This window comes from Oleiphilus sp. HI0079 (genome assembly GCF_001635105.1).
The window spans coordinates 1-1,299 of record NZ_LWFT01000825.1; the positions used below are offsets into that span (position 1 = coordinate 1).

A 1,299-nucleotide genomic window follows, 5' to 3' on the forward strand; every position below is an offset into this window, starting at 1 on the left:
ATCGCAATTCGATGATCCGAGCATTAATTGGTCTTTTATTTCTTTAGAGGATGGTGCTTATGAGGGATTTGCCCAGAGTATGGACGTGTTTGGTGATTCAAGTGTTGTGCTAGTTGATACCTCGGGACATGCGCATGGACATTTGGGGATGTTCCTAAACCTTGAAGGTGGTGCGCGTTATTTCTTTATTGGAGATACTACCTGGGTATTAGAGGGTGTGACCAATAACAGCTCAAGGCCTTGGCTAGTGAAAACAATCGTCGGCGTTGATGCGGATTTTGAACAGAATGCAGGCGTGGTTGAAAAGGTGCATCAATTAAGCGTCGATCAGCCCGATATCGTTATCGTTCCTGCGCATGATGAGCGCGTGCTTGAGTCCCTGCCTGCATTCCCAGTATTTTTTCCTTCTGGCTGAGGTTTAGAGCTTGATGCGGAGATCCATTTTATTCGCGCTCTCTGATATTGTGCCTTTTGAATGAGGCGTGAGTGTTTTGCTCTGCGCGTCGTGTATGTTTCTCGATCCATTCATAAATTCAGGTTTGGCAACGTGTCGTAGGATGCTGAATCCTAGTATCCGATCGATGGTTGAGAGCGATCTATTTTCAAAGCTGTAATCACATCGCTTCGAAGTTACGAAGGCCTTTCATTTTATTGATCCACGCTTTGACGCTCGGGTAATTATTGAGGTTAAAGCCGCCTTCTTCTGCAACGTGGGTATATGCGAATAGGCTTATATCCGCTGTTGTCGGATAGTCGCCAGTTAGAAAAACCGTGTGATTGAGCTGCTCTTCCATTACGGCTAATGCTCTGTTGCCGCCTTCTTGTTTGTCGAGGTAGTCTTGCTTTCGGTCATCGGGTAGCCCCAGATATTTGTTAATAAAGCGTGCTACTGCGATATAGGGCTCGTGACTGTATTGCTCAAAGAACTGCCATTGATGAATTTTTGCTCTTATCCAAATATCTGCAGGGTAGTACATGCTGCCTTCGCAGAGGTAGTTGAGGATTGCATTTGATTCGCTGAGGGTGTCTCCGTTTTCAAGTTCGAGTAGGGGGATCTTTCCGTTTGGATTTTTCGCTAGAAAGTCTGGCTCTTGAGTGTCGCCCTTGAGTATGTCGATCTCTATCCATTGATAGCGAATATTTAGAAGGCTCCCTGCAAGAATTAATTTATAGCAGTTGCCTGATTGACGATCTCCGTATATTTTCATGCTCGATCCTTCGTTGTCGCAGCAGCGGCAGTGTAGCAAGACCGATGGTTTAAGGAAATATATGGCTAAGTGGTATCCAATTGAAACTTGT

1 protein-coding gene and 1 pseudogene are annotated in these 1,299 nt (G+C 45.3%); one reads left to right on the forward strand and one right to left on the reverse strand.

What is annotated here, in order from left to right; all coding sequences use genetic code 11:
* Window positions 1-415: pseudogene (locus A3750_RS26190) on the forward strand (MBL fold metallo-hydrolase); the annotation flags it as partial.
* A 199-nt stretch (window positions 416-614) separates the two neighbouring features.
* On the opposite strand, the gene A3750_RS15375 reads toward A3750_RS26190, so the two are convergent.
* Window positions 615-1,208, reverse strand: coding sequence for a glutathione S-transferase family protein (locus A3750_RS15375; protein ID WP_068456759.1), 594 nt, complete (start codon window positions 1,206-1,208; stop codon window positions 615-617).
* Between the last annotated feature and the right edge of the window lie 91 nt (window positions 1,209-1,299).